The organism is Lacinutrix sp. Bg11-31 (assembly GCF_002831665.1).
Lineage (GTDB): Bacteria > Bacteroidota > Bacteroidia > Flavobacteriales > Flavobacteriaceae > Lacinutrix.
Genome location: NZ_CP025118.1, coordinates 1,710,690 through 1,736,911 on the forward strand (window position 1 = coordinate 1,710,690; position 26,222 = coordinate 1,736,911).

The 26,222-nt window shown below is 31.0% G+C and carries 25 protein-coding genes and 1 pseudogene; 13 read left to right on the top strand and 13 right to left on the bottom strand.

Annotated elements, in window-relative coordinates; all coding sequences use genetic code 11:
* Window positions 1-103 precede the first annotated feature (103 nt).
* Genes CW733_RS07665 through CW733_RS07680 form a run of 4 tightly spaced genes read right to left on the bottom strand, consistent with a single transcriptional unit; the run spans window position 104 to window position 5,292 of the window.
* Window positions 104-1,057 carry a MoxR family ATPase gene (locus CW733_RS07665; protein WP_100996635.1) on the bottom strand — a complete coding sequence of 318 codons (954 nt, stop codon included), beginning with the start codon at window positions 1,055-1,057 and terminating at the stop codon, window positions 104-106.
* Window positions 1,058-1,072: 15 nt separating this feature from the next.
* Window positions 1,073-2,524, bottom strand: a complete 1,452-nt coding sequence (locus CW733_RS07670) for a peptidylprolyl isomerase (protein WP_100996636.1) — start codon at window positions 2,522-2,524, stop codon at window positions 1,073-1,075.
* The gene (locus tag CW733_RS07675) at window positions 2,487-3,341 is read right to left on the bottom strand and encodes a peptidylprolyl isomerase (RefSeq protein ID WP_100996637.1); all 855 of its coding nucleotides are present in this window, start codon (window positions 3,339-3,341) and stop codon (window positions 2,487-2,489) included. Before CW733_RS07675 ends, CW733_RS07670 begins: the two co-directional genes overlap by 38 nt.
* 1 nt (window position 3,342) lies before the next feature.
* Window positions 3,343-5,292 carry a peptidylprolyl isomerase gene (locus CW733_RS07680; RefSeq protein WP_100996638.1) on the bottom strand — a complete coding sequence of 650 codons (1,950 nt, stop codon included), beginning with the start codon at window positions 5,290-5,292 and terminating at the stop codon, window positions 3,343-3,345.
* Window positions 5,293-5,629: 337 nt separating this feature from the next.
* On the opposite strand from CW733_RS07680, the gene CW733_RS07685 reads away from it, so the two are divergent.
* Entirely contained in the window at window positions 5,630-6,085 is a 456-nt protein-coding gene (locus CW733_RS07685) for an SRPBCC family protein (protein WP_100996639.1), read from the top strand.
* Window positions 6,078-6,314 carry a hypothetical protein gene (locus CW733_RS07690; protein WP_100996640.1) on the top strand — a complete coding sequence of 79 codons (237 nt, stop codon included), beginning with the start codon at window positions 6,078-6,080 and terminating at the stop codon, window positions 6,312-6,314. The genes CW733_RS07685 and CW733_RS07690 overlap by 8 nt, the downstream gene beginning before the upstream one ends.
* A 621-nt stretch (window positions 6,315-6,935) precedes the next feature.
* On the opposite strand, the gene guaB is transcribed toward CW733_RS07690, so the two are convergent.
* The 7 genes from guaB to CW733_RS07725 form a co-directional block, all read right to left on the bottom strand.
* The gene (guaB, locus tag CW733_RS07695; protein WP_100996641.1) at window positions 6,936-8,405 is read right to left on the bottom strand and encodes an IMP dehydrogenase; all 1,470 of its coding nucleotides are present in this window, start codon (window positions 8,403-8,405) and stop codon (window positions 6,936-6,938) included.
* A 586-nt stretch (window positions 8,406-8,991) separates the two neighbouring features.
* Complete coding sequence (locus CW733_RS07700; RefSeq protein WP_100996642.1) at window positions 8,992-9,489, bottom strand: hypothetical protein; 498 nt, start codon at window positions 9,487-9,489, stop codon at window positions 8,992-8,994.
* Window positions 9,489-10,016 carry an FMN-binding protein gene (locus CW733_RS07705; protein WP_100996643.1) on the bottom strand — a complete coding sequence of 176 codons (528 nt, stop codon included), beginning with the start codon at window positions 10,014-10,016 and terminating at the stop codon, window positions 9,489-9,491. The genes CW733_RS07700 and CW733_RS07705 overlap by 1 nt, the downstream gene beginning before the upstream one ends.
* 167 nt (window positions 10,017-10,183) lie before the next feature.
* Window positions 10,184-11,344: a hypothetical protein gene (locus CW733_RS07710; protein WP_100996644.1), complete on the bottom strand. Its 1,161-nt coding sequence runs from the start codon at window positions 11,342-11,344 to the stop codon at window positions 10,184-10,186.
* Window positions 11,345-11,578: 234 nt separating this feature from the next.
* Window positions 11,579-12,442, bottom strand: a complete 864-nt coding sequence (locus CW733_RS07715; protein WP_100996645.1) for a hydroxymethylglutaryl-CoA lyase — start codon at window positions 12,440-12,442, stop codon at window positions 11,579-11,581.
* Between the two features lie 136 nt (window positions 12,443-12,578).
* Window positions 12,579-13,205, bottom strand: a complete 627-nt coding sequence (locus tag CW733_RS07720; RefSeq protein ID WP_100996646.1) for a LysE family translocator — start codon at window positions 13,203-13,205, stop codon at window positions 12,579-12,581.
* Window positions 13,206-14,240, bottom strand: a complete 1,035-nt coding sequence (locus tag CW733_RS07725) for a quinone-dependent dihydroorotate dehydrogenase (RefSeq protein WP_100996647.1) — start codon at window positions 14,238-14,240, stop codon at window positions 13,206-13,208.
* Window positions 14,241-14,380: 140 nt separating this feature from the next.
* Here CW733_RS07725 and pepT point away from each other — a divergent pair, with 140 nt between their 5' ends.
* From pepT to CW733_RS07740, 4 genes are all read left to right on the top strand, one after another.
* Window positions 14,381-15,619, top strand: a complete 1,239-nt coding sequence (gene pepT, locus CW733_RS07730; RefSeq protein ID WP_100996648.1) for a peptidase T — start codon at window positions 14,381-14,383, stop codon at window positions 15,617-15,619.
* Window positions 15,620-16,278: 659 nt separating this feature from the next.
* Window positions 16,279-16,482 carry a hypothetical protein gene (locus CW733_RS07735; RefSeq protein WP_100996649.1) on the top strand — a complete coding sequence of 68 codons (204 nt, stop codon included), beginning with the start codon at window positions 16,279-16,281 and terminating at the stop codon, window positions 16,480-16,482.
* 16 nt (window positions 16,483-16,498) lie between these two features.
* Window positions 16,499-16,657, top strand: coding sequence for a hypothetical protein (locus CW733_RS16440; protein ID WP_157811558.1), 159 nt, complete (start codon window positions 16,499-16,501; stop codon window positions 16,655-16,657).
* 353 nt (window positions 16,658-17,010) lie between these two features.
* Window positions 17,011-18,186, top strand: a complete 1,176-nt coding sequence (locus CW733_RS07740; protein WP_100996650.1) for a hypothetical protein — start codon at window positions 17,011-17,013, stop codon at window positions 18,184-18,186.
* A gap of 729 nt (window positions 18,187-18,915) precedes the next feature.
* Here the strand turns inward: CW733_RS07740 and CW733_RS07745 are convergent.
* Window positions 18,916-19,887, bottom strand: a pseudogene (locus CW733_RS07745) (IS110 family transposase).
* A 522-nt stretch (window positions 19,888-20,409) separates the two neighbouring features.
* Between CW733_RS07745 and CW733_RS07750 the strand changes: the two are divergent.
* Genes CW733_RS07750 through CW733_RS07780 form a run of 7 tightly spaced genes read left to right on the top strand, consistent with a single transcriptional unit; the run spans window position 20,410 to window position 25,065 of the window.
* Window positions 20,410-21,741 (top strand): cytochrome ubiquinol oxidase subunit I, encoded by a 1,332-nt coding sequence (locus tag CW733_RS07750; protein ID WP_100996651.1) that lies wholly within the window; start codon window positions 20,410-20,412, stop codon window positions 21,739-21,741.
* Window positions 21,742-21,744: 3 nt separating this feature from the next.
* Window positions 21,745-22,818, top strand: coding sequence for a cytochrome d ubiquinol oxidase subunit II (gene cydB, locus CW733_RS07755; RefSeq protein ID WP_100996652.1), 1,074 nt, complete (start codon window positions 21,745-21,747; stop codon window positions 22,816-22,818).
* Window positions 22,819-22,833: 15 nt separating this feature from the next.
* The gene (locus CW733_RS07760; protein WP_100996653.1) at window positions 22,834-23,142 is read left to right on the top strand and encodes a hypothetical protein; all 309 of its coding nucleotides are present in this window, start codon (window positions 22,834-22,836) and stop codon (window positions 23,140-23,142) included.
* A 45-nt stretch (window positions 23,143-23,187) separates the two neighbouring features.
* Window positions 23,188-23,625 (top strand): SET domain-containing protein, encoded by a 438-nt coding sequence (locus CW733_RS07765; protein ID WP_232730409.1) that lies wholly within the window; start codon window positions 23,188-23,190, stop codon window positions 23,623-23,625.
* Between the two features lie 54 nt (window positions 23,626-23,679).
* Window positions 23,680-24,048, top strand: a complete 369-nt coding sequence (locus CW733_RS07770) for a DUF2200 domain-containing protein (RefSeq protein WP_100996654.1) — start codon at window positions 23,680-23,682, stop codon at window positions 24,046-24,048.
* A gap of 4 nt (window positions 24,049-24,052) precedes the next feature.
* Window positions 24,053-24,463, top strand: a complete 411-nt coding sequence (locus CW733_RS07775; protein ID WP_100998737.1) for an MFS transporter — start codon at window positions 24,053-24,055, stop codon at window positions 24,461-24,463.
* Window positions 24,464-24,465: 2 nt separating this feature from the next.
* Window positions 24,466-25,065, top strand: coding sequence for a YdeI family protein (locus tag CW733_RS07780; RefSeq protein WP_100996655.1), 600 nt, complete (start codon window positions 24,466-24,468; stop codon window positions 25,063-25,065).
* A 51-nt stretch (window positions 25,066-25,116) separates the two neighbouring features.
* On the opposite strand, the gene CW733_RS07785 is transcribed toward CW733_RS07780, so the two are convergent.
* Window positions 25,117-26,124, bottom strand: coding sequence for a LacI family DNA-binding transcriptional regulator (locus CW733_RS07785; protein WP_100996656.1), 1,008 nt, complete (start codon window positions 26,122-26,124; stop codon window positions 25,117-25,119).
* Window positions 26,125-26,222 lie beyond the last annotated feature (98 nt).

Genomic DNA, 26,222 nt, shown 5'->3' on the forward strand with positions numbered 1-26,222 from the left:
GTGCATATGGCCAATGCTGAATTTTGAATAAAGCACCTATAATAGTAAGGATGATTCCCAATATGAAGATAACTAATGGGAGAACAAACTGTTTAGCTTTCATTTAAAACAGACTTTGAATAATCTGCTCTTCACTTACACCTTCAGCTTCAGCTTTATAATTTTTAATAATCCTATGACGCAAAATACTTGTAGCTACTGCTTGTACGTTTTCAATATCTGGAGAAAACTTACCATTAATTGCAGCGTGCGTTTTTGCTGCTAAAATTAAGTTTTGAGATGCTCTTGGTCCTGCTCCCCAATCTATATACTGCTTTACTAAGTCTGCAGCTGTATCTTTGTTTGGTCTGGTTTTAGCGACCATTTTTACAGCATATTCTATAACATTATCTGCTACAGGAATTCTGCGAATTAATTGCTGAAAATCTATAATTTCTTGTGCATTAAATAATGCATTTACAGTTGGTTTGGCATCGCTTGTTGTTGCTTTTACTACTTGTACCTCTTCATCGAAAGTTGGGTAATCTAAATTAATAGCAAACATAAAACGGTCTAATTGTGCTTCTGGTAAAGGATAGGTTCCTTCTTGCTCAATTGGATTCTGTGTTGCTAATACAAAGTATGGTAAATCTAATTTGTAATTATGCCCTGCAACTGTTACAGATCTTTCTTGCATAGCTTCAAGTAAAGCAGCTTGCGTTTTAGGAGGTGTACGGTTTATTTCATCTGCTAAAATAATATTAGCGAATATTGGACCTTTTATAAATTTAAAGTTTCGGCTTTCGTCTAGAATTTCACTTCCAAGAATATCACTAGGCATTAAATCTGGCGTAAACTGAATACGTTTAAAATCTAATCCTAAAGTTTGTGCAATGGTATTTACCATTAACGTTTTTGCTAAACCAGGAACACCAATTAATAAGGCATGTCCTCCAGAAAAAATGGAAATTAATATTTGATTAACAACATCGTCTTGACCTACAATTACTTTTGCAATCTCTTGTCTTAATGCGTTATACTTAATTACTAATTGGTTGATAGCTGCTACGTCTGACATTCTTTTTCTTCTAGATTATTTTTTAAGCCAATTGTTAGTAAAATCGCAATCTCTATAATCACCACTTATTTTAATGTAAGTGTCTTGTATTTTTTCTTCTTGCCATTTACCAATAGCGTCCAAACGTTTTTCGTTAAGTGCTAATTCTTTAATTTTAAGATAATCTCGAGAATAATTTGCTTCATGTTCATCTATTCTATCTGTAACTGTAAGAATCTTGAATTGTACATTTCCAATTTCATCTCTATCTACAATAACGTCTGAAACTGTATTGTTTGGTAAATCTTGAATTTTTACATAGATTTCTGTATCCATTTTAGTTAATTCAAAATTATAATCTTGTGTTGCAGGATTAATTAATTGACCGCCTTGAAACTTAGTTTCTACTTCGTCACTAACTTCTCTTGCTGCATCTGCAAAAGTAATGTTACCTTCTTCAATATTTTTCTTAGTTTCTTCAATTTTATCTTTTGCATCTTTTACAGAACTTTCTGCTACCTCAGGAATCATTAATATGTGTCTAACATCGTATTCTTGACCTCTAATTTTCTCTAGTAATATAATATGGTAACCATATTGTGTTTTAAAAGGTTCTGAAATCTCACCTTCTTGTAAAGAAAAAGCAACCTCTCTAAACTCTTTTACCATTTTAGGTCTAGACCTATTCATTGGTGGTAATGCTCCTCCATTTTTCTTAGAACCTGGATCGTCTGAATTAAATAAAGCTTTAGATCTAAAATTTGCTCCGTTTTCTTCTACGTCTCTTTTTATAGCTTTAAGCTTAACAATTACATTATCTATCTCAGCTTGTGTTGGTTCTGGCTTAAGTACTATTTGTGCTACTTTAAGCTCTGTTCCAAATGTAGGACGTTGCTCTTTAGGTATTTTATTAAAAAACTGACGTACTTCTTCTGGAGTCACCTCAATCTCGTCAATAATTTTACGTTGCATTTCTGCTCCTAATTTCTGTGCTTTATTAATTTCGAACATCTCGTCTCTTAAACTCTGTTCGTCCGCTTTCTTATAAAAATCAAGAACTTGTTGCATTTCGCCACCAACTTGTTGCTTAATTTGTTCTAATTGTTGATTAACATAAGAGCGTATTTCGGCATCATTAATAACAATACTATCTTGTATTGCATGATGCGCATATAATTTATCTTCTAAAAGTTTTCCAAATAATTGACATCTAGAAATTGCAGAAGGATCTCCACCTTGCGCTTTTAATTGTAAATATGTTTTATCGATATCAGATTCTAAAATAATATAGTCTCCAACCACAGCAGATACGCCATCTACTTTAATGTTAGTTGTTGGTTTAATACTGTCTTCTACCTTTTCTACTATAGGTGTTTCGTCAATAATTTCCTGAGCTAACATTCCATTAGCTACAAAAAGTGTTAAGCAAACTGCTATTATGTGTTTCAAATTAATTGTAAATTTCAAATTGTTTGTTTTTAATTGCATCTTTTGTAATATCCTTTTCCAGTTGTCTTACTAGTTCTAACTTACGTTTGTTTACTACTATTTGCTTAATTGTTGGTCGCACATATTCTAAAGGTGCTTCGGCATTTCTAAGTAGGACATCGTTAATTTGCATCAAATATAGTCCTAATGAATCTTTGCTTTGTATAAAATTAGATTTTTTTAACAGTTCATTTTTATTATCTGTAGTAACTGTCGGTATTTTAGTAATAACTTGATCTAATCTTATCCAAACCGAATCGTTTAATGAATAGGACTTAAATTGAATTGCTATAGAATCTAACTCGCGTTTATCTTTAGTATTAAAACGTTTAAATTTCTTCTTGACGTCACTAAAATCTAGTCTATTCTCTTCTATATTAATATATCTGAATTTTATAAGGTTTTCATTAAGTTTAAAAGCTTGCTTGTTTTCTTCGTAGTATTTTGTGGCTTCTATAGTAGAGACTGCAGTATCCAAATTTTTATAAACTAAAGCTTCTAAATAGGCTTTACTGTATAAATCGTTTCTGTATTGGTCTATTAAACCGTTAAATTCGTTTTGGGTGTTTTCGTCTAAATTTAAAGTAGCACCTTGAACCAACAATTGTTCAGTTGCCCAATTATTAATAAAATTGTTTACTATAACAGTGCTATCTTGCTTTGTGTAATTCTCGGGGAGCGCGTTTTTTATATCTTGTTTATATAAATAGGTTTCATTAACTCTAGCAATTGCATCTTGACTTTCGGCTTGCTTAAAATATTCGCATGAAGCAAAAGCCAAAGCAATAATTACATACAATACAATTCGCTTTAACATATTATTTTTTTAGAGTTTGTTTTATAGTACTTAAAACGTCTTGATTAACTTTTATTGTGTATTTAAATGCTAATTCTTTAAGCCAATTTTCTTCTTTAAAAGACTGGTAATCACTAGTGACTCTGCCTTTAGCCTCCTTAAACGTTTTTGGCGTTTTAGACAAAACACTCTTTACATTGGCTACAATATAGCCATCATTATGCTTATAAACTTTAGATACTCCTTTTTTAAAGCTGAATTGCTCTGGTAATGCTTGATGCTTTCCATCCATTTCTCCTGAAGAAAAACTAACGTTAACCTGGTCTTTAGTATTGATTAAGTTTTTAATAGCTTCAATATCTGCACCTTTCTTCATTAATTTTGCTATCTTTTTTATAATGCTTTTTTTAGCCGAAGAAGCCACTACTACATCTACACGTTCTGAAAAAAAATAACTACTTTTATGTGAGTTATAATATTTTTCGAGTGCAACAGAATCGTTTTTGGCAACGTTCCATATTTCGGTTTCCATTAAATCAAATAACAATAAACCATCTCTATATTCTCCAACAATTTGAGCGTAGTCACTATTTTCTGTAATTAAATTATCTTCTTGATATTTTTGTAATTCATTTTCTAAAAAAGTCTCATAAATCTTATCCACAATAACAGATATTGCTGAAGTCCTATTACTGTAACTCTTTTGATTTTTAATTAAAAACTGACCAAAATCGTTATAACTTAATGTTTTATCTTCAATTTTAATAAACGTTTTTTCTGCATCAAAACTTGAAGGTAAACTCCATCTATTATTAAAGTAGTCTTTATTTAGGATCTCTTTAAAATAGCTTAGATCAGTAGCACTTTCTGTAACAGTATATTTTGCTTTTAATACTTTAATTCTAGAGTCGTTAATAACTTTAGATCTAGAATCTCGCTTAATTTTAGATTCTAGTTGTGGCTTCATTTCTGCCAAAGGTTGAATTCCTTTTTTAGCCTTAAGTTTTACAATATGCCACCCAAATTGGGTTTTAAAAGGTTTAGAAACATCATCGATATTTTTTAAATTGAATGCTACATCTTCGAATTCTTGAGCACTAATTTCTCCGCTAGAGAATGGTTTTAATAATCCTCCTTTACTTGAAGTGCTTTTATCTTCAGATAATTGTTTTGCTAAAGCATCGAACGCCTCTCCTTGTTGAATACGTTTATAAATTTCGTTAATTTTAGTTTCACTTTCGGTATCGTTTTCCTTTTCTGTTTTAATCATTATATGCGCAACAGAAACTTCGCCTCTGGCTTCTCGTTTATTAAAAACGATAACTACATGATATCCAAAACGCGTTCTAAATGGTTGGGACACTTCGCCTACATTAGTATTAAAGGCAGCATTCTCGAAAGGATACACCATTTTAAATGCTGAAAAATAACCTAAATCTTCGGCAAAAATAGTTTTACCATTATGCACATCTTTTTGCACAACCTTATAATCTTCGTTTATAACACGCTCTCTTAGTTTTACAATTTCATTGTATGCTGCTAACGTATCTTTTGGACTTGCATTTTCGTCTATTCTTACTAGAACGTGACTTGCATTAACTTCGGTTTTTAATCTATTATGGGCTTCTTCAACTAAGGCATCTGTTACCTTATTATCTGTTAAATAATTTTTAGCTAATTGATTTTTATAACTTTCGAATTCACGTAAATAGCTTGGTTTTTTATCTAATTCTAAGCGTTTTGCTTCTTGTAATTTAAGCTTGTAATTAATAAAGAGTTTTAAATAGCCATCGATGTCTTTTTGAGATTCGTCTTTAACTAAGTCTAAATTTTTATTGTAAACTCTAATAAATTCAGAAGCATAAACTGGTGCTTTATCAATTGTAAAAAGAACTTCTTTATCCTGAGCTTGTACTAAGGATACTGATGTGAAAATAAAAGCAAAAATTAATGATAGGTGTTTAAATTTCATGTGTTTTTATTAATTGTTTTTAATAGTTTCCGAAGCTTCGGGACTGTTTATTGTTTATCATTTCTATAAATGATAATATTTTTAACATGCTCGTTTCTTAATCATATATAAATATTCTAAAGTGCTACAAAAATAACAATATTAGCCTATAATACAAGTACAATACCAAACGATAGATAAAGAATGTTTATTGTAGTGACAATTGCTTGTTTGTTTAATATAATGCTTCAAGATACTGCTATTAGTTTCCTTTTAACGAATAAAAAAATCATTTAGCGTAATTTTAATAACTACTACTATTAATTTGTATAATTTTACTCCATTAATTTGAATTAAAATGAAATACACTTCGCAAATTATTGTAGAAGTTCCTCTTGAACTGTTTATAAAAAAATTGGATAGTCTCGAAAACAAGAAACATTGGCAACGTGGCTTAGAGAGTGTTGAGCATGTTTCTGGAGATCCTGGAAGAATTGGAGCTAAAATGAAGCTTAATTATAGTTTTGGGAAACGTAAAATGACGCTTCTTGAAACCATTACCGAAAATGTTTCTACTAGCGAATTACATGTAATCTATGATACAAAAGGGATGCATAACATACAACATAATTATTTTAACCAAACTCAAGAAGGCTATACCAAATGGATTTGTAAAAGTGAATTTATACCTACAAATTTCTTTATGCATTTTATGACTTTGTTAGCACCCAAGTCTTTTAAAAAGCAATCTATGGTGTACCTTAACGATTTTAAAAACTTTGCCGAAAAAGGCACTTCTGTAGAACATGCGTAAATTAAAATTAATATGGGATTTTAAAGGGCCTGATGGTTTAAAAATAGCCCAACATCACGAAATTCATTTAAAAGAGTACATTTCTATTGAGAATTTAAGTTTAAACATTACTGGTTTTGAAACCATTACCGATTTTCATGCCATTGCATTTATGGTTGTTAATGAAGATGAAATGAAACCAGTTAGAGATGTATTAAAACCTCATCGTGGTCAAGTTTATACTGAGTAATGCATTATTTTAAACATTCTTAGCTTACCTCATCTCTTCACATAAAAAACTCTTGTAAATCCTTATTAAACAAAGTAAGCATTAATATTTTAAAGTATTATACTGTTAAAATATTTTAGCTTAAAGTTAAATATTTAGTAATTGAATTATTGTCTATTATCTTAATACGGACATGAAATTTAAATTAATTACACTGCTGTTATTGGTTAATACACTTTACTCACAATCAACCATACCCGAATCTATAATAGGCGAAATACAAACGGCTTTATCTTTTAATCCAGAGCAAAATATAATCAGACAAAAAATATTATCTTAAAATGAAATGATTGGAGCCAAAAAATATTCCGAATTAAGAAATATTATAGCACGTGGTTGGTTTCTAACTAAATCAGAAACATGGACCGTAAAACAATGGAATGCAATTTATAGTCAGAGAGATCTTTTAATAGAAACACTGACAGAATCTTTAATAAATAAAACAAAAAGAGCTTAACATTATATTTAGCTTATGAATTATCCAAAACATCTAATTATTTCAGTTTTAAGAATCTCAAAAAAAAAAAAAAAAAAAACACAACCATAAGTTGTGCTTTTTCAATAGTATATAAACCTAAAACTCTATCTAGAATAGTTAGGAGATTCTTTTGTAATGGTTACATCGTGTGGGTGACTTTCGTTAATTCCAGAAGCTGTAATTTTCACAAACCTTCCAGTTTCTTGAAGCGTTGCTATATCTTTAGCTCCACAGTATCCCATTCCTGCTCTTAAGCCTCCAATAAATTGGTGGATACTTTCATCTAGCTCACCTTTATAAGGTACGCGACCTACAATACCTTCTGGTACTAGTTTTTTAATATCGTCTTCTACGTCTTGGAAATAACGGTCTTTACTACCTTGTTTCATAGCTTCTACAGAGCCCATTCCACGATACGACTTAAATTTACGTCCTTCATATATAATAGTTTCTCCTGGAGATTCTTTAGTCCCAGCTAATAACGAACCTAGCATTACTGTATCTGCACCTGCTGCAATTGCTTTTGGTATATCTCCTGTGTATCTAATTCCTCCATCTGCAATTACTGGAACTCCAGAGCCTTTTATAGCTGCTGCAACTTCTAATACTGCCGAAAACTGAGGAAAACCTACACCTGCAACTACACGTGTTGTACAAATAGAACCTGGTCCAATACCAACTTTAACGGCATCTGCTCCTGCTTCAACTAAATATTTAGCAGCTTCTGCTGTTGCTATATTTCCAACAACTACATCCAAATTTGGAAACTTTGCTTTTACTTCTTTTAATACATTTACCACACCTTTTGTGTGACCATGTGCTGTATCTATAATTATAGCATCTACTCCTGCATTTACTAAAGCTGCTGCTCTATCTACCGCATCACCTGTTACACCAATAGCTGCTGCAACACGTAATCTACCATAAGTATCTTTATTTGCTATTGGTTTTTGAGTTACTTTAGTAATATCTCTAAACGTAATTAAACCAACTAAAATATCATCTTTAACTATTAAAAGTTTTTCGATTTTATTTTTCTGAAGAATTATTTCGGCACCTTTTAAACTTGTACCTTCTGGAGCTGTTATTAGGTTTTCGCTCGTCATCACCTCAACAATAGGTCTATTGTTTTCGTGTTCGAAACGTAAATCTCTATTCGTTACAATTCCTTTTAACCTACCGTTATCATCTACAATTGGAATACCTCCAATACTATGTTCGCGCATGGCATTTTTAGCATCTGAAACCACAGCAGTAAGAGGTAATGTAACAGGATCGATAATCATACCGCTTTCTGCACGTTTAACTTTACGAACTTTAGCTGCTTGCTCTTCGATAGTCATGTTTTTATGTAAAACACCTATTCCTCCTTCTCTAGCCATAGCAATTGCCATTCTACTTTCTGTAACTGTATCCATCGCTGCAGATACAATAGGAACGTTAATAGTAATGTTACGTGTAAATTTTGTTTGAATATTGACTTCTCTTGGTAGAACTTCAGAAAAAGCTGGTACTAATAGTACATCGTCGTAAGTTAAACCTTCACCTACTATCTTGTTTTCGTGTGCTGTCATTGCAATTGGAATTAATTGCGCGTAAAGGTAAGCATTATTAAGATATATATATAATAATATTCCCCTCTAAATATCATTTTTAAAATACCTTTTAACAATATTAAAAATAAGGTATTAAAAACTCATTATAAAAAGCTTAGAAAAACTATCAAGGTTTAATCTAAACAGCTTTTTTCTAAAAACAGGAAATACATTTTCGGCTACTAAATAAAGATTATGTTAATTTATTTGAAACAAAATTAGCCATTAAAAGACAAACAACACCATGTCCTTTTTTTTAAAATCTCGCTATAATATCAAGCATAAAAGCCTCGCTGTTATTTTATTGTAATATAAGCTTGTGGTAGATTATTTTCTAGATTAGACCTATTAGCATTTTGCTACACAACCGTGTTATGCTTTATATCTTTTTTTAACCAATTAGATTTCGAAAAGGTTTCTTGTTTTGTTGTTTTTTTTTTATAACAACTAAGAGATCTCCATTCCTGAGCTTGAGACGAAAAATTAAAAAAGAATAGAATAATAAAAGCAATTGTTTCATTGATATTTTGAGTATTTGACTCAAAATATAAGCATAAAATACGATTTATTTATTTTTAGAAATAAGTAATTGTTTTAAAATAATAAAAGCAGAAAGCGAGTAACTTATAGTCATAAAAGCACCAGAAACCATAACCACATATTTCATCCAGGTGATACCTTTCCAAAGGAAATAAACACCTCCAAAAGTTAAAATTACAGAAAGAAATGGCTCTACCATTAAGAAGACTTTTAATTTATAATTAAGCTGTGTTGTACTTAATATTAAACCCATTAAAAAGAATATTAATGCCATAGATAATATGTGACTATGCACAATATTTAGCATGTGTTTATCCGTTTTTTTAAACTTCATCTCTACAGCTTCCTCATTATCTTCATTCCCTAAATATTGCTCTTGAATACCATTTGGGTTAACAGAAGACGTATTATTTACAAATAGTAAACCCGTAAAAAAACCAACACTTAATACTATTACAAATGCAGTAAGCAATAATTTTATTTCTCTAGGGAAAGTATAAAGGAGTCCGTTTAGGTTTTGCATTATAAAATTCCTTTTTCGTTAAGTATTTTTAATGACTGTAAGAGATCGTTCATTGCAGTAGTCATAGCACGAACAGAAATGGTTGCTCCAGAAATTGCAACAACAGTATCATTATAACGTAGCTCATCGGTTTTAGTTTTACCTATAAATTGTTTTAACCAACGTTTGCTTCCTATTTCTCCACCATAATCTTCTCTATAGACTAATATTTTAGCTTTTTTTACAATTAAGTTCGCGTCTAAAAGCACTAAATAATCAAACTCATCGGTTTTACTTGGTGCCTTAGACACGTAAGCATAGCCTAGAAGTTTATTGTTATTTTTTATACTGAAGAAATTATCCTTGCCAAAAACTGAAGGTAATGTACTTACAATCTCTGAAGTAATAGTCTTAGATTCGAAAGAAAAGTTTTCAATTTCGAAAGCACTTTTAATCTCTTTATCTACTTTCTTCTGTATGTTTTTAGGCAATCCGAAAGACAGAAAAGTTAATGCAAAAACTAATATTGAAATCTTTTTAAAGTACATTTTTCAAAAGTATTGATTATTTATTTTATTAAGCAATTAAAATGCCAAATAGCTAATGTGAAAAAATATATTTTCGGCATTAGCTATAAGGCACTTAAAAAATTGTGTTGTTGTTTCATTTTTATGAGATTCCCACGTCGCTTACTCCTCGCAATGACAATTGTATTTTAAAACCAAACACCTAACCCAACGTTTAATTGGCCAACAGTATCAGAATTATCTAACGCATTACCTTTTAATTGGTAATCTCCTTTTAACACAGCTCCAGGAGCCATTTTAAAACTTAAACCAAACGTCCATTCGTCTCTATTATAACTCTCATTTTTTGCTAATCCACCAGCTACAGAAGCATGCGTATCATAATCGCTATATCTAGCAAAAGCAAATAGCTGTTGCTCTTTAGCTAATGGCAATAAATTGTATGCACCTTCTAAATACCAACCTTGTAATGCGCTACCTAAATCGGCACTGTTTAAAGTGTTATAATCTTCGGTATCGGTTAGACTTGCATGAATAAATTGTCCTCTTGCTGTAATGCGTCTGTATGCATATCTTGCGTCTAAGCCAACCATAGAAATACCAATACTCGATCCATCTATTTTCTCTACATCGTCTTCTGCTTGGGTTCTACCAAAGTATCCTGCTAAACCTAAACGTAAACCTGGAAGACCATAATAATCTACTTTTGCAGATAAGTTTGGAGAATCTACTGTTGATTTAATTCCTTTTTGACGACCATTACGTAAACCGTTGCTTCCTCCTAATACTTTCGTTCCGTTTACAGATTGAAATCCGTTAAATACATAGGCTTGGTATCCTAAAGAAATCTCGTTAAAACGACCTTGTACTCCTACTCCAATTTCTCGCCAAGTTGTTGGTACAATACTACCATCTACACTTGGGCGCTCTACTCCATTAAAGGTTGTTGGTTCGTGGTATTCGTTGGTAATTCCCATTGGAATTAACATTAAACCACCACGTGCATTTATGTTTTCGCCTAACTTATATTGCACAAACGCTTGCTCTACAAACACTTCTTCTACATGTTCTAATTCTACTTCTGTAACAAACTGCACTTTATCACTAAACTTGTAACCAAATAATAATACTAAACGTTGTACGTCTAATTCTCCGTTTTTAGATTCTGGTTGGTTGTATGTAATTTCTCCATAACCACCTACAGTAACTCCTGAATTGATATTTCCAGACAGAATGCGTTGTGCTGCATTTTGTTGTAATTGAGGGCTAACAGATAAAGAATCTGGAGCTGTTTGTGCGAAAGCTAATGCACTGACTAAAATTGTTAAAATTGAAATTGCTTTTTTCATTGTAAATTTACTTTATTCTTATTAAGACTAATTATAAATAATTATATTTTCGAGTGCAAAAATAGAAATGAAAAGTAGTTCGTGCAAGTTTATTTAGAACAATTTTAAATAAAGAAACAAAATTAGATGTAAATATTTAAAATACAATGAATTATATAGTGTTAAATTATTTCATTTGAAATAAAAAACTGAATAGTGAGAACAAGCACCTCTATGAAAAGAAAGTGTTTTTACTTAATGATATTTAGTGAAGATCTTAGTCGCTTCATTATAACTACTCTCAAAAGCCATAGCATGTAAATCTGAAACTTTTTTAGTTGTTAAGTACGAGAGTAATTTTTCAGTTGGCATATTACCTGTAAGCTCATCTTTTGCCATTGGGCAACCACCAAAACCTTGTATTGCTCCATCAAATCTGCGGCAACCTGCGTTATAAGCTGCATCTATTTTTTCGAACCAAGTAGTAGGTGTCGTATGCAAATGTGCACCAAATTCTATACCCTTATAAGCTGAAATTAAATTAGAAAATAAATAGTCTATATTTTCTGGATTAGAAGTCCCAACAGTATCGCTTAAAGAAAGAATTTTAACACCCATTTTACTTAAACGTTCTGTCCACTCTCCTACAATTTCTACACTCCATGGATCTCCATAAGGATTACCAAAACCCATAGAAATATAAACCACAACCTCTTTATTTACTTGGTCTGCTTTATTTAAAATCTCTTGTAAAGTTACTACCGATTGTGCTATAGTTTTGTGTGTGTTACGCATTTGAAAATTCTCAGATATAGAAAACGGATAACCCAAATAATCTATTTCCGGATGCTTACAAGCATCTTCTGCTCCACGAGTATTAGCTATAATAGCTAATAGCTTACTGGTTGTTTTACTTAAATCTAATTGAGATAACACCGCTCTTGTATCTACCATTTGCGGTATTGCTTTTGGTGATACAAAGCTTCCAAAGTCGATAGTATCGAAACCTACGCGAAGTAAAGATTGAATGTATTGCACCTTCTTTTCCGTGGGAATAAAAGCTTTTATGCCTTGCATGGCATCTCTTGGACATTCTATAACTTTAACGTGGTCTTTCATATTAAATTCAAAGATAAAAAAGATTAGTCGTTTACAACTTTTTATTCTTTATAGATTACGGTAAAATTAATTCTCCTAAAAAAATACCAAATGGCATAGCCAAACTTGCTACTATTACTCCTGAAATTATAGTACTCTATTTTTCTGAAAAGAGAATAAAAATAGCAATACCAACAAACACCACTATTTGTAACCATTTTAAAACAACTCCAATATTTTTATGAGATTTTAAATACGTAGAAATTGAACCTGCCAAAATTGCTATTATTGAGAATATTACAAATGAAGTAGCCATAAACAACAAGCCTAAAACATAAAACTGCTTTACAGAACTTAAGGTTTCAGAATATAAAAACCCTGGAAAAAAAGCTAGAAAGAAAATTGAAACTTTAGGGTTAAGCACATTCATAATTACACCTTGCTTAAACAATTGCAACATGCTTTTTTTGGGTACAGCATCACTATTTAAATCCACTTTTGCATCACTTTTATATACTTTATAAGCCAAGTATAACAAATAGCCGGCTCCTAAGCATTTAATAGCAAAAAATAAAGTATCATTTTCTTTAATAATAGCAGACACTCCAAACGCGACTAAAGTAGTATGAAACAAACAACCAAAAATTAGCCCACAAACAGTTGCTAGACCATATTTTGTTCCGTTTACAATACTTTGCATTAAAACATAAATATTGTCTGGCCCTGGTGAGATCGCTAAAACCGAAGTCGCTATTATAAACGCTATAAGTATATCGTAATTCACTTAAAAGTCTTTTAAGATTGCCTTATTTATTTTTTTAATAAGCGAAGGTCCTTCGTATATAAAACCTGTATAAATTTGTACTAAGTCTGCTCCTGCTTCAATTTTTGCTAAAGCATCTTCGGCAGAGTGTATTCCACCTACTCCAATAATTGGAAAGGATTGCTTACTCTTATCAGATAAGTATTTAATAACCTGTGTCGATTTTTCTAAAACGGGTTGTCCGCTTAATCCTCCGTTTCCTATTTCGGCAAGCCTTTCTTCCGAAGCTTTTAAACCCGATCTATCGTTAGAAGTATTACTTGCAATTACACCATCTAGGTTTGTTTCGGCAACTAATTCTATAATTTCGTCTAATTGTCCGTTATTTAAATCTGGAGCAATTTTTAAAAGTATTGGTCTTTGCTTATCAAATGTTTTATTTGCTGTTTGCACAGCACCAATCAATTCTAACAAATAATCTTTATCATTTAATTTTGCATGGCTACCAACATTTGGGCAGCTTACATTAAGTACAAAATAATCGACGTAAGGATGTAATGCATTAAAACATTCTAAATAATCCTTAGTATAATCTTCGGGTTTTGTTTGCGTGTTTTTACCAATATTTCCTCCAATAATTAACTTGCCTTTATTCTTTTTAAGTTGTGTTATGGCAGCTTGGAGTCCTTCATTATTAAAACCCATTCTATTAATAATTCCTTTATCGTCTTTAAGTCTAAACAAACGTTTTTTAGGATTCCCAGCTTGTCCTTTTGGTGTAACAGTTCCTATTTCTATAAAGCCGAAACCAAAGTTTGCTAATTCGTTATACAACACCGCATTTTTATCGAAACCCGCTGCTAATCCTACTGGATTTTTAAAGGTTAAACCAAAAAGCTTACGTTCTAGTTTAGCATCTTCAATAAGAAATAGACTTCTATATAAAGCTGCTACTCCAGGAATTTTTGAAGTGAATTTTACTAATGAAAAAGTGAAATAATGAATTTTTTCGGGATCGAAAAGAAAAAATAATGGTCTTAGTAGTAATTTGTACATCTAATAATGTTTGTACAAAAATACTTCTAAAAAAAAAGATGAACAATTCAAAAGCCAAAAAACTTAATAATTGTAACTTTGAAACTCTAAAGAGTTATTAAGTTCACTCACTCGAATTCATAAAACAAAACATTGATAAAATGATTTCTAAACAAGATATAATAAAACGCTTTGTAGGTTATGTAACTGTTGATACAGAATCTGATCCAGAAAGCGACACAACACCAAGTACTGCCAAACAATGGGATTTAGCAAACGCGCTAGTCGAAGAATTAAAAGCTATTGGCATGAGCGATGTTTCTATAGATGAAAACGCTTATATTATGGCAACTTTACCTAGTAATGTAGACTACGACACACCAACTATTGGTTTTATTTCGCATTTTGACACGACTCCAGATTTTACTGGTGCTAACGTAAAACCTCAAATTATTGAGAGCTACGATGGTAAAGACATTATGCTTAACGAAGCCGAAAACATTGTATTATCTCCAGATTATTTCGACGATTTATTACTTTACAAAGGTCAGACCTTAATTACAACAGATGGTACAACGCTTTTAGGAGCAGATGATAAAGCTGGAATTACAGAGATTATTTCTGCTATGGAATATCTTATTGCTAATCCGCAAATAAAACATGGTGACGTTAAAGTTGGTTTTACACCAGACGAAGAAATTGGTCGTGGCGCACACAAATTTGATGTAGAAAAATTTGGTGCAGATTGGGCTTACACAATGGATGGTAGCCAAATTGGAGAACTTGAATACGAAAACTTTAATGCTGCAGGAGCTGTAGTTACCGTAAAAGGTAAAATAGTGCATCCTGGTTATGCAAAAGGTAAAATGGTAAACTCTATGTACATTGCTACAGAGTTTATAAACTCTTTACCACGCATGGAAACACCAGAACATACAGAAGGCTACCAAGGTTTCTTTCACCTGTATTCTATTAAAGGAGAGGTTGAAAGCACGAAGCTAGAGTATATTATTCGTGATCATGATCTTGGACATTTTGAAGCTAGAAAAGAAGTAATGCAAAAGTTAACTAAAGAGTTAAATAGCCAATACGGAAGAGAAGTTATTGAAATTGAGATTAAAGATCAATATTTTAATATGAAGGAAAAAGTAGAGCCTGTAATGCATATTGTAGATATTGCCGAAGAAGCAATGAAACAATTAGGTATTACGCCATTAATTAAAGCCATTCGTGGTGGAACAGATGGTTCTCAATTAAGTTACATGGGTTTACCTTGTCCAAATATTTTTGCAGGAGGACATAATTTTCATGGCCGTTACGAGTACGTACCTGTAGAGAGTATGATAAAAGCAACCGAAGTAATTTGTAAAATTTGTGAGCTTACTGCCGAGAAGAAATAAACAGTATTTTATTACTATAAATTTAACAGCCAAAACCTATTTTGTTTTGGCTGTTTTGATTTTTATAAACTTGAGTTTTTAATATAAATAATCGAATTTTATTTAACGTTGGTATAGAATATTTAAACGGTTTTATAGAACAAAATATTAGCTATAATGTAGAACGTCCTTTAAGTACAAAACTCTAAACTTCCATGTTTACAGAATAACAGAGAAGTTAGACGTAACAATAATCACGTCAAATAAAAAATATTAATTAAACCTAACGTTAACGGTTAAGTTAATTAACCATAAGTTACTGATTTTAAGATAGTATTAGCAATGTTTAAGCATTAAAGCTGTATACTATCATTGAACAATTAAAACAACAAACATGGGAGTGATTAAAGACAGAAAGAAATTTAAAAGAACAAACAAATCCAACAAACCCGACTGGTAATACCAATCAACTAAACAAAGAGTATAAGATTGGTGAGTCAACCATAAAAAAACAGCAAAACGAAAAATGAGAATCGCTAAAAACAAGATATATAGCCATCCCATAGAAAAAAACACAAAGAAAAATATAAACCAACATGCTATAAACGTTAAGTCTATATAGCATTTATCAAAAAAATCTTTAAATAAAAGATACTTTTAATTTTTAGAAAATCACAGAAATGGAATCTCAAAATGAACTTAATGAAAATATCCGATTGACAACCATAAAAATTCAAGAGGAACATCCAGAACTAATTAAATACATAGATGAAATACCAAGAAACTTTTTATTAAAAACAGAAAAAGAAGTAAATAACAAAGCACTAAAAGACTATTTAGATTCTCTAAATAAGATATTAGAAACTTATTCAAAAGAACATTAAAAGATACTAAAGTTTAATGAAAACAAATAACAATTTAGGTGTTTGGATGGATCATTCAGACGCTAATTTGATTGATATAAATTCAAAAAACGGATATATTTCTATAACATCTAAATTCACTTCAGAAACAAAGGAAGATGCTTTGAATAGAAGTGAAAGCCTTATTTATGCCTAAAAAAAGGCAGCAAATGAAACTTCAAAAAAATTAAAAATATTAATTCTGAATAAAATCTTATACAAACTAACAGTATTGAAGATTATTAATACATTAAGCTAACAAACAGTATTTAATTTAATCTAATTTAGATTTAACAGCCAAAACCTATTTTGTTTTGGCTGTTTTGATTTTTATAAACTTGACATTGTAAAATAAATAGTCGAACTTCGTTTGACGTATGATATTATTGTGCACTTTAAAATTAATTATTAGTTTCACAGATATTATAATTCAATCGTCTCGTATTAACCAATAAAAATAATTGTATGTTAAATAATTGCATTAAAATCTCTCTGTTCGTCATTTGCTTTTTGAGCAGCGGAGTAAATGAAGTTAAAGCACAAGTAGAAATTAATCCTACACAATGGCAAAGAACCGATGATCTACCCAATATCAAAAACCCAACTGGTGATGTGTATCAATTAGAAGTAATTAAACCAGGCAAAGACCATGTTTTATCAGTCAGCGGCAGCGGCGATATGGATAATACTTATTGGTATAATAGAAAACATACTGGCTATACAAAAATGATGCAACAGTGGCTTATTTTACCTACTGGCGATCAACCAGTGTGGTTGGATGGTACTTCTTATGAGCAATATTATATTATCAATCAATATACTGGTAAACCATTAAACATGAGTGGCTACGACGATTTAGATCCTGTAGTTAATATGTATTTTGATGCAAAAAAAGGGCAGAAATGGCTTTTTATTCCCAACAGCAGTAAAGGCTTTACTATTAAGAATTCTTATTGGAATAAAGCATTTTCGGGCGCTAAACATTTAAGTAATGGCAATTTTGGAAATGTAACGTATACCTATGCTGCTAATTCCCCCAGCTTAAGCAATATTGTTTTATGGAAAGCAAAAGGATATAACATGCGAACTCCTTCAATTAATGCTGAAACCAGCAATAAAAAACCGAACTTAGAAATTACTTGGTCTAATGGCAATCCGGTTTATCCAAAAACTGATAAGCCTTTTGCATCTGAGTTTGAATATTTACCTGCTTTTATTATAAAGGATAATGGACTGACTAATACAGAAAAAATAAAGTATTCACCATTCTACAAGCTAATTAAGGAATCATATATACTTGAGATAGACAAATCCGATAACTCTGGAAATAATAACGAAATCGAAATAAAATATTATTACTCTTCCGGTATTACCGAATCGGAATCTAATTCTAGAACAGAAAGTTTTTCTGTTTCGGTAACTGGTGGTACAGGCGAGGCCAGCCCGGTGAAGTTTGAAATGTCTGCAGAATTTGGTATGGCTTGGACAAATGAAAAATCTACAGGTACAGAAAAAATTAGTGGGAAGGAAACGACGGTTCTAGTTTCTCCGGGTTATGCTACTGGGTTATATTCCACTAAATATAAATTCACTTTAAAGCGACTAGATGAAACGTCCATTAAATCGTGGGAAGTGTATGGTCCGGATAATAAGACAATCATTTCTTCAATGAAACCAAAACAATAAATTAGTTAACTTTTTTTACTCTGCAACGTCTATCTATGTTAGTTTTTGCAGCATGAAATCACTCTACTTTTTTCTTAGCAACGTCTCTCGCAGGGGACGTTGCTTCTTTAATAATTTTCTAAATAATTAGGACTCTCCGCTGGAATTATCGGAATTGGCATTAAAATCAACTCGAATTTGAATGATGTTGTGGAAGCTTTTAATTCGGAACACCCTCTAAATGAATCTGATTTGATAATCCTTTCCGACTCAAATTCACCGAACAAATAATATATATATATATATTACGAATATCAATTCGACAAATTCGGATTAGGTTATTCACGAATTTTTTGGTCAATCATAAAAATTGATAAAAACGAATTGATTTTAAGAGAGTGGAATCCAACGGCGGAATTAAAAACTATGTCGAAATTGAAAAACGAAATAATAATTAACGGAATAAAAGTAAATAAAGCTAACTTAAATTATACAAAACCGTTACGTTACCCATAATTAAGCCGTTTACTCAAAACAAATAAATTATAAAAAAAAGCAAACTACCGATCTTTATTCCCTTGTTGTGCTTCATTATGACCAACCAATGATAAAATTCTTTAGAAAAATTAGATAAAAATTGGGAAGGAATTATAGCAAAACCTGCTTTTGAAAGAAAGGAAACTGAATTATATAACCGAAATAAAAACGTTGGGTAACAAAGTACTGTGGTGAAAAACAAGTAAAATCCCATTAATTTTTCACTAAAACACTTCTATAGCTTTCATCATATATTAATCCTGATTTAGCAATAGCAAAAGCTTGTTTTAATAGCTTATTACAAATTGCAATTAATGCTAATTTTTTACTCTTTCCTTTTGCAACTATTCGCTCATAAAGTTCTCGACAAGCTTTATTACATTTACATGCATTAAGGCTGCACATAAATAATAAATTACGAAGCTTTTGATTACCCATTTTACTAATTCTTGGTCGCCCTTTTACACTACTTCCACTTTGTTTAATTACTGGTGTTAATCCTGCATAACTACATAATTCACTTGCGCTTTTAAAGCGATCAAAACCTCCTGTTAAAACTATTAGCATAATAGATGTTTTTGGACCAATACTTGGAATCGTTTTTAAACGAGTTAATAGATCTTGATGAGTTAGGTTCACTAAGGCCAACAACTTATCCTCTAAGTTTTTTTTTTCTTTACCAAGGTATTTTAAACTGCGTTTTAAGGATCTTACGACTGCTTTACTGGGCGCTCCCAAAACAGTTTCTCCATGCAATTTGTTTTTTATCATTGTACTTTGTTTAGTATAGATAGAAAGCGCTCGGGTAATTTGAAAACATTCTATTTCATTCTTAGAATTACCTTGCCAAAGCTTTAATTCTACTTTCTGAGCATACTCACAAATAAGCTTAGAATCGCTCTTGTCTGTCTTGATTTTTGATAGCTTCATCTGTATAAATCGTTTAACAGATAATGGATTCTCTACAGACAATTTTATACTAGACTCTAACAAATAATATGCTAATTGATAATGATAATAACCTGTAGCTTCCATTACACAATGACTATAAGTATTCTATAGTTTTGTAAACTTCCTAAAGCCTCCCACATTGTTTTTAAACTGATAGTAATTACCATCAGAATCGGTAACATCAAATACTAAATAACTAATGTCAATTCCAAAATATTTTATATCTTTATTCATAAGAAAATGTTTTTTGAAAGGACAATCTACGCGAGTTTCAACGACTTAAAAGCGAGGTCTTAAAGCCTCATAGAACTGTACGAAATCTGTGTAGAAAAGAGAGGTGATTTTCAATGTTGACGAGATCTAAGTCTCTGCGTGTATAATAACCTTAATCCTCTCTTTTGTGCTTTCTGTTTATTTATCTAATTTAAGGATAATACAAACTTAAGACGTGTATATTTAATTGCTAGTTCTCGCCTACTTACGAAAATTCTAGCGAATTTTCTATTCGGTTTTTATTTGCTAAATTAGGTACTTAAACACGCCACTAATCATACACAAGACCGTTAAACGAAACTTCAAAAAATTTAAAAATATTAATCCTGAAGAAAACTTTATACGAACTAACAGTATTAAAACTTGAGTAGAAAACATTTAAAATAATAGCCATTAAAAACAGCAATATTAATTATTTATTTGTAATAAATGTTACATTAAGATTGCTCTGTCTGTCGTATTTTTATAGTCTAAAACAAGAGTATGGAAGACATGATCTTTTACGATAGATTGCAATTCGCATTTACTATCACTTTTCACTATATATTTCCACAATTAACCATGGGATTATCGTTATTGATAGTCTATTTTAAATGGAAATACCTTAGAAATAACATTGAAAAATATAATAATGCTGCAAAATTTTTCATGAAAATTTTTGCTATCAATTTTACAATGGGTGTTGTAACAGGAATTCCTATGGAGTTTCAATTTGGCACCAATTGGGCTAAATTTTCTGAATTAACAGGTGGTATTATTGGTCAGACCCTAGCAATGGAAGGCATGTTCTCCTTCTTTTTAGAATCTTCTTTTTTAGCGCTCTTTATATTTGGAGAAAAACTAATGGGACAAAAGCTACATTTCCTAACCGGATTTCTAGTCTTTTTAGGCTCTTGGGCAAGTGGTTGGTTTATTCTAGCAACCAACGCTTGGATGCAGCATCCTGTAGGTTACGAAATTTTAGATAATGGTAAATTTGTATTACAAAACTTTTCGGCATTATTTACTAATCCTTGGCTTCTGCCAGCATTCTTACACAATCAATTAGCATCTGTTGTTACCTCTTCTTTTGTTGTAGCAAGTATAGGTGCCTTTTATATTCTAAGGAATAAGCAAACCCAATACGGACAGTTATTTTTAAAAACAGGAGTAGTTTTTGGATTAGTTTCTAGTATTCTATTGGCTTTTCCAACAGGAGACTGGAATGCTAAAAATGTAGCAAAATACCAACCGGCTTCTTTTGCAGCTATGGAAGGTATTTTTGAAACCGAAGAAGCTGGTGCCGAAATTGTATTGATTGGGCAGCCAAATATGGTAGAAAAAAAGTTAGATAATAAAATTGCAGTACCTAATGTATTAAGTTTTCTAACGCATCAAGAATGGGATAAACAAATCCCAGGAATGGATCAATTTGAAAAAGAAGAACTACCAGATAATATTCCTGCACTGTATTACTCCTATCACATAATGGTTGGTTTAGGCACTATATTTATAGGTGTTATGGCATTAGCGCTTTTATTTTTATGGCGCAAGAAACTATACACCTCTAAAACATTACTTTGGGTTATTATGTTTTTAGTTCCGTTTCCATACATAGCAAATATTACTGGTTGGTATGTTGCAGAGTTAGGCAGACAGCCTTATTTAGTATATGGTTTATTAAGAACAAGCGATGGTATTTCTCCAACAGTTTCATCTGGTAACACCTTATTTACTTTACTTGGCTTTGTGGCTTTGTATATGCTGCTAGGTTTATTATTTCTAGTCTTAGTTGGTAAAACTATAAACCAAGGCCCTAAACCTCAAACACATTAAATTATGGAAGTATTTTGGTACATAATAATAGCTATTGTTTTAGTTATGTTTTTTATTTTAGATGGTTACGACTTTGGAACTGGAATTATTCATTTATTCTTTGCTAAAAAAGAAGAGGATAAAGAAGTTATAGCTAAGTCTGCTGGTTTATTTTGGGATTCTAACGAAGTTTGGCTAGTAGCCGCAGGTGGTATGCTTTTTATGGCATTTCCTACATTTTATGCTTCGGTATTTAGTGGCTTTTATCTACCACTAATAATAGTATTGTGGTTAATTATCTTTAGAGCTATTGGATTAGAGTTTAGAGGACAGTTTAACTATCAAATGTGGAAAGACATTTGGGATAAATCCTTTGGAGTAGCAAGTTTATTACTAGCCTTATTTTTTGGTATTGCTTTAGGTAATATAGTTAGAGGTGTAAATTTAGGTGGTGTAGAAAACGGAGTCTCTACTTACGAAGGTCATTACTTTTTCTTACCCTTATGGGATAGCACATTTAGCCCACTTAGTAAAACACCAGGGATTATAGATTGGTTTACAATTATTATAGGTGTAATATCTGTTGTTACACTAGCAATACACGGTGCCAATTGGATTATTTTAAAAACCAATTCGTCTATAAACAACAAACTAAAAGGTGTTATTTTTAAACTAAATATTGCGCTTGCAATACTTACCATTTTCTCTATAATTGTATGGTTAAAAGTAAACCCAAATGCTTTAGACAATTTTATAAATAGACCTTATTTAATAATTTTTCCTATTATATATCTAACAGGCTTAGTTGGCTTATTTTTTATTAAAAAATTAAAAAAAGAGAGCTACGGTTTTACATTTTCAACCTTATTGGTTTTAGGTGGTATAACCTCTTCTCTAGCATCGTTATTTCCAGTAATTTTACCGTCTATTAATAACGTTAACGAGTCTTTAACCATATATAACACTTCGGCTTCGGAGTATGGTTTGTCTGTAGCCTTAAATTGGGGAATTATAGGTTTCATTCTTCTTTTTGTATACATGATTATCCAAAAAAGGTTAATGGGTGGGAAAATTGATAAAATGGATTATGGTCATTAATTTAAAGCCAATGTTATGACAGATACTTTAATTTCCTTAATTAGTATTCTTATAGGTATAATTGGTGCAAATAGTGCTGGTTATGCCTTAAAAAAATATTCGTTTGGTTTAATAGGCAATACAATTGCTGGTGTTTTTGGTAGTATATTCTTAATTAAGTCTTTTGGACGCTTGGGCTTTAATCCTTTTTCTATAATGAAGAATGAAACATTTCATAGTTGGTTATTTATTATCAACTGTATTGTTTCATTTTTAGGAGGTGCTTTAGCAATCATATTTATAAAAAAATTGAAGCATAAAATGAATAACAGTAATAAAGCTTAAATTAGACACTTTTAAGTACCTATATAAAATCAAAACATCTTAAACTTGAAAGTAGCAGATCCTGAAAAAAACTACATAGACGCCAACACTATTGAAGCTTCTGAGGAAGATTATCTATACATAAAAACGTCTCAAATACAAAATGCTGGCAATGGATTATTTACTGCAATAGATATCTTTAAAAATGAAATAATAACGTTGTTTAAAGGAGAAATTCTCGATGCTAAAGAAGCCGAAGAAAGAGCCAAACAAAACAGCGATCGCTATTTTATAAATTTATTAGATGGTACTATTATGGACAGTATGCATACTAATTGCTTTGCAAAGTATGCCAACGATGCTATTAATAGCGATTTTAAAAAAAATGCAGAAATAACTTTAGATGCCAATGATAATGTTTGCTTAAAAGCAATTAAGAAAATTAAATCTGGTGAAGAAATATTTTGCAGCTACGGAAAACGGTATTGGAAAAAACACAGTTAAATACTAATTTAATTGTCGTTAAATTTTCTTATTTTTAAGAATAAAGAATACACTATGACCACAACACCTGAACACGATAAAAGAGTCTCAGAAATGAAGTTTTTTTCTGTTTATCCGCATTACGTTACCAAAGTTGAAAAAAAAGGTAGAACAATTAAAGAGTTACACACTGTAATTGAATGGCTAACCGGTTTTAACGAAGAAAAGCTACAAGAGTTAATTGATGAGAAAGTAACTTTTAAAACCTTCTTTGAACGTGCAACATTAAACCCAAACGCAGAACTTATTAAAGGCGTAATATGTGGTTACAGGATAGAAGATATAGAAACACCTTTAACCAAACAAGCACGTTATTTAGATAAACTAATAGAAGAGCTAGCCAGAGGACGTAAAATGGAAAAGATTTTACGTGTTAAAAAATAAACATATGAAACCAAACATTAAAACACTACAAATTATTCACTTAGCATTATGTGCTGGTGTTATTGTTGCCTATATTGTATTATCTAATATAAATTCTAGTGGTGATATTTTTAACACCTCAGAGGTTTCTACAGACGATTACTTATACATAGCAATACCACTAATAGCGTTTGTTGCAAGTAACTTTATATATAAATTTTTACTTAAAAAAGCAGATAAAAATGCTACTGAAGACTTTAACTTAAGCGTATTTCAAACTGCTTCTATAGCACGTTGGGCTATTTTAGAAGGTTCTGCATTTATTATTTTAATTCTAAAACCAGAGTTTATACTTTTTGGAATATTAATTCTTATTTATTTAATACTCTTAAGACCAACAGAAAATCGCTTTAAGAACGCTATTAGCTTTCTATAGAGATGAAAAAAGCAAATTCGGTAGAAGGATACATAGAAAACAATACGCATTTTAAAGAAGCCTTAGAGCTACTTCGTGAGCTAACATTATCTACTAATCTTGATGAAGACATAAAATGGTCTGCTCCAACCTATAGTTTAAACGGCAAGAACGTTTTAGGTTTAGGCGCTTTTAAAAAGCACTTTTGTATTTGGTTTTTTAATGGTGTGTTTTTAAAAGATGAACAAAACTATCTAGAAAAAGCCAAAGAAAAAACAAAAGCACTACGACAAATGCGTTTTGAAACTATAGAAGATATAAATAAACCTTTAGTTTTAACCTATATTAAAGAAGCTATTGAAAATCAAAAATTAGGTAAAGAATTAAAACCTATTCGTACCACAAAAAAAGATGTTGTAATTCCAGAACTTTTATCTGAAGAAATAAAAAACGATACTAGCTTTAAAACTGCTTTTAATAAACTTTCTCCATCTTGCCAACGAGAATATTGTAATTATATCATTGAAGCAAAACGCGATAACACTAAAACATCAAGGTTTGAAAAAATTAAGCCAATGATATTAAAAGGAGGTGGTTTACATGATAAGTATAAAAATTGCTAGCAGAGCATAACTCCTATTATAATAAGTAAGTAAAGTATATTAAAACAAAACTTATAACGTTGTTTCGCGTAAATTAAGCGAAAAATCGATAGTCTTAACAACAGTTTCTAAAGGCTCTTTAGACTCTAAACGTTTAATTAACAACTGTACAGAAGCTTCACCAATAGCATCACTATGCTGGGTAACTGTAGACAATTTAGGACTTGTAAAAGGTAAAACATTATCATCACTAAAACCTATTATAGATAGTTCTTTAGGTATATTATATCCTTTTTTAGTTGCTGTATTTAATGCAATAACTCCAGAAATATTATCAATAGAAATAATACCATCAATCGCTTTATTATTTTTTAAAAATAAATTGATTTCTTTTTCTAATTCTGAAATTTTAGGAATTTTTAATTCAGTTAAATTACTATTGTAATGTTTAGCATCTTCAATGGCTTTAAAACAACCTTTTGCTCTTAATTTACCAACACTTAAACCATCTATATTATTAATTAAAAGCATGTTTTTTCTACCTTCTTTTATTAAATGCATAGTTGCGTTATAGGCTGCTTGAAAATCGTTAATAACAACTTTATCACAATCAATTGCATCTGCTACACGATCGAACATTAAAATAGGAATTTTTTGATCTAAAATATCTTTTAAATGATCAGTTTTATTAGTGACTTGGGTTTCTTCAGAAATAGACATAATAAAACCATCTACGCTTCCGTTTGCTAGCAATTCTAAACTATTAGCTTCTTTGTCGTACAACTCGTTAGACAAACAGGTTATAATGTTATAGCCTAGTTTTGCAGATTCTTTTTCTATACCAAATAGTACTTTAGCAAAAAAGTGATTTAAAATATCGGGAATAATGACACCTATGGTTTTTGTTTTACTATTCTTTAAATTAAGAGCGGCTCTATTGGGCTTGTAGTTATACAATTTAGCCGCCTCTTTTACACGAGAAACTGTAGCTTCTCCAATCTCGCTGCTTCCGTTTAACGCTTTGGACACAGTTGATATAGAAACGTTAAGTTTTTCGGCTAATTCTTTAAGAGTAATCATAATAAAAATAAGTTATATCGTAACAAGATAATACATCGAGAAATGTAGAACAAATAGCGCTCCCTTTTTTATGTAAAATAGTAAAACAGTTTTAAACA